General features: G+C 60.8%; 4 protein-coding genes and 1 pseudogene. All 5 read left to right on the top strand.

The features are described 5' to 3' along the window. A partial coding sequence (locus X726_RS137335; protein ID WP_023673931.1) for a cbb3-type cytochrome c oxidase subunit I occupies nt 1–581 on the top strand: 581 nt, incomplete at its 5' end. Nucleotides 582–592: 11 nt separating this feature from the next. Next, the gene (gene ccoO, locus X726_RS137340; protein ID WP_031215651.1) at nt 593–1,324 is read left to right on the top strand and encodes a cytochrome-c oxidase, cbb3-type subunit II; all 732 of its coding nucleotides are present in this window, start codon (nt 593–595) and stop codon (nt 1,322–1,324) included. A gap of 12 nt (nt 1,325–1,336) precedes the next feature. Continuing rightward, a complete protein-coding gene (locus X726_RS137345; RefSeq protein WP_023673929.1) occupies nt 1,337–1,486 on the top strand; it encodes a CcoQ/FixQ family Cbb3-type cytochrome c oxidase assembly chaperone in 150 nt (49 codons plus the stop codon). A 2-nt stretch (nt 1,487–1,488) separates the two neighbouring features. Further along, on the top strand, nt 1,489–2,427 hold the full coding sequence (ccoP, locus tag X726_RS137350; RefSeq protein WP_031215650.1) for a cytochrome-c oxidase, cbb3-type subunit III: 939 nt from the start codon (nt 1,489–1,491) through the stop codon (nt 2,425–2,427). A gap of 216 nt (nt 2,428–2,643) precedes the next feature. Further along, nucleotides 2,644–2,984: pseudogene (locus tag X726_RS0137065) on the top strand (cytochrome c oxidase accessory protein CcoG); the annotation flags it as partial.

Below are 2,984 nucleotides of genomic sequence, written 5' to 3'. Positions count from 1 at the left end.
TGGTGTTCTCGATCATGCTGTGGATGCCGTCATGGGGCGGCATGATCAACGGCCTGATGACGCTGTCGGGCGCCTGGGACAAGCTGCGCACCGATCCCATCATCCGCATGATGGTGATGGCCATCGCCTTCTACGGCATGTCGACCTTCGAAGGCCCGATGATGTCGATCAAGACGGTCAACTCGCTGTCGCATTATACCGACTGGACCATTGGCCACGTCCATTCCGGCGCACTCGGCTGGGTCGGCATGATCTCGTTTGGCGCAATCTACTTCATGGTGCCGAGACTCTGGAACCGTGAACGCCTCTATTCGCTNGTCTACGCCGCGGTGATGTGGGTGTCCGGCATCATGCAGGGCCTGATGTGGCGCGAATACGACGAACAGGGCTTCCTGGTCTACTCCTTCGCCGAAACCGTGGCAGCCATGCATCCTTACTACATCATGCGTGCCATCGGCGGCGCCATGTATCTGGCCGGCGCCCTGCTCATGGCCTGGAACATCGCCATGACCATCCTCGGCTACCAGCGCGAAGAAGAACCTATGCCGGGCGCCCTGCCCGTCCTGCAGCCTGCCGAATAAGGAGCCAGACAATGGGCTTGATGGACAAACACGCGCTGATCGAGAAGAACGCCACGCTTCTGCTCATCGGTTCGCTTCTCGTGGTCACCGTGGGCGGTATCGTCGAGATCGCACCGCTCTTCTATCTCGATAATACGATCGAGAAGGTGGAAGGCATGCGGCCTTACTCGCCGCTCGAACTTGCTGGTCGAAACATCTATGTCCGCGAGGGCTGCTACCTCTGCCACAGCCAGATGATCCGCCCGTTCCGCGACGAGGTCGAGCGCTACGGCCACTACAGCCTGGCGGCCGAGTCGATGTACGACCACCCCTTCCAGTGGGGATCGAAGCGCACCGGACCTGATCTCGCCCGCGTCGGCGACCGCTATTCCAACCTGTGGCACGTGGATCACCTGACAGATCCACGGTCCGTGGTGCCGGAATCGATCATGCCGAGCTATGCCTTCCTGAAGGACAAGCCGATCGCGGTGAAGGACTTCTCTACGCATCTGGTCGCCAACAGGCGCGTCGGCGTCCCCTACTCCGACGACATGATCGCCAACGCCAATGCCGATTTGATGGCGCAGGCTGATCCCAACGCCGACACATCCGGCCTCGAGGCCCGCTACCCCAAGGCTAAGATCGGCGACTTCGACGGCAACCCGCAACAGGTCACCGAGATGGACGCGCTGGTCGCCTATCTCCAGATGCTCGGCACGTTGGTCGATTTCAAGAACTACGACGAAGCAGCCGGCTACCGCTGAGGAGGTTTGTCCATGGATTACAATTTGATGCGGGAGTTCGCTGACAGCTGGGGTCTGGTCGCCATGGCGCTGTTTTTTGTCGGCGCAATCATCTTTGCCCTGCGCCCCGGCAGCCGCAAGCTGGCCGACGAAGCTGCCCGGATTCCCCTTGAGGACGAGTGATCATGAGCGACGAGCACATCGATGAAATCTCTGGTGTTTCAACCACGGGTCATGAGTGGGACGGCATCCGGGAGCTCAACAACCCGCTTCCGCGCTGGTGGGTCTGGACGTTCTACATCACCATAGTCTGGGCGATCGGGTACACGATCGCCTATCCGGCATGGCCTCTGCTGCACATGGCAACCAAGGGTGTGCTCGGCTATTCCAGTCGCAACGATGTCGGGAACGAGTTGTCCAAGGCTGAAGCAGCCAAGGGCAAATATGTCGCCGCGATAGAAGCGAAAAGTGTTTCGGAGATCGCGGCGGACGACACGCTGCGCGANGCCAAGGGCAAATATGTCGCCGCGATAGAAGCGAAAAGTGTTTCGGAGATCGCGGCGGACGACACGCTGCGCGAATTCGCCGTCGCCGCCGGCGGTGCCGCGTTCAAGCTCAATTGCGTGCAGTGCCATGGTTCCGGCGCCCAGGGCTCCAAGGGCTTCCCCAACCTCAACGACGACGACTGGCTGTGGGGCGGCAAGGCGGACCAGATCCAGCAGACGGTTACACATGGCATTCGCTTCGCTACCGATCCGGATACGCGCCTGTCCGAAATGCCGGCCTTTGGCGACATCATCACTGCCGATCAGATCAAACAGGTCAGCGCCTATATTGCCAGCCTGTCCCAAACCGTCAGCGATCAGGTGTTGGTGGCGCCCGGCGCCAAGGTCTTTGCCGAAAACTGCGTGGCCTGTCATGGCGACAATGCAAAGGGCAACAAGGAACTCGGCGCTCCTGATCTGACCGACGCCATCTGGCTCTACGGATCGGGCGAAGCCGCCATCGCCGCCCAGGTAACCGCACCGAAACAGGGCGTGATGCCGGCTTGGGGCGCGCGCCTGGGCGAAACCAGGGTCAAGGAACTTGCGGTTTACGTGCATTCGCTTGGCGGTGGGGAATAGGAACGGGGGCCTATTCCCTGCCCTTCACCGTCCAAGCGACGAGGCCCGGCTCTGCCGGGCCTCGATCTGTTTGCGTGTACCCGCGATTGACCTGCATCAACGCGGCGCCATCCGGTCGGCGGCACAATCCGATCCACGCTGCATTTCGCTGACCTGACTGCACCAGCCAGGACATTTACCCTGGCGAAATCACGAGTTGCGCGACGGGAGAAACCAGTGCTGGACAATACGCAGGTAGAACGGCTCAAGGCTGAGGCGGTCAACTCCGCCAAGGTGCGCCAGCCAATGTATGCCGCGCGCAGGAAGATCTTCCCGAAGCGGGCGTCGGGCAGCTTTCGCCGATTTAAATGGATCGTGATGGCGATCACGCTGGGCATCTACTATCTGACACCGTGGCTGCGCTGGGATCGGGGTCCGTTTGCCCCCGACCAGGCGGTGCTGCTTGATGTCGCCAACCGGCGCTTCTATTTCTTCTTCATCGAGATATGGCCCCAGGAATTCTACTATGTCGCCGGCCTTCTGGTCATGGCCGGCGTCGGTCTTTTCCTGATCACGTC

It is taken from the genome of Mesorhizobium sp. LSJC285A00, from assembly GCF_000503155.1.
Taxonomy (GTDB): domain Bacteria; phylum Pseudomonadota; class Alphaproteobacteria; order Rhizobiales; family Rhizobiaceae; genus Mesorhizobium.
This window is presented reverse-complemented; position numbering and strand designations above follow the sequence as displayed.

Coding starts and splice junctions, on each gene's coding strand:
- ccoO (WP_031215651.1), top strand. CDS start 593: ATGGGCTTGATGGACAAACACGCGCTGATCGAGAAGAACGCCACGCTT.
- X726_RS137345 (WP_023673929.1), top strand. CDS start 1,337: ATGGATTACAATTTGATGCGGGAGTTCGCTGACAGCTGGGGTCTGGTC.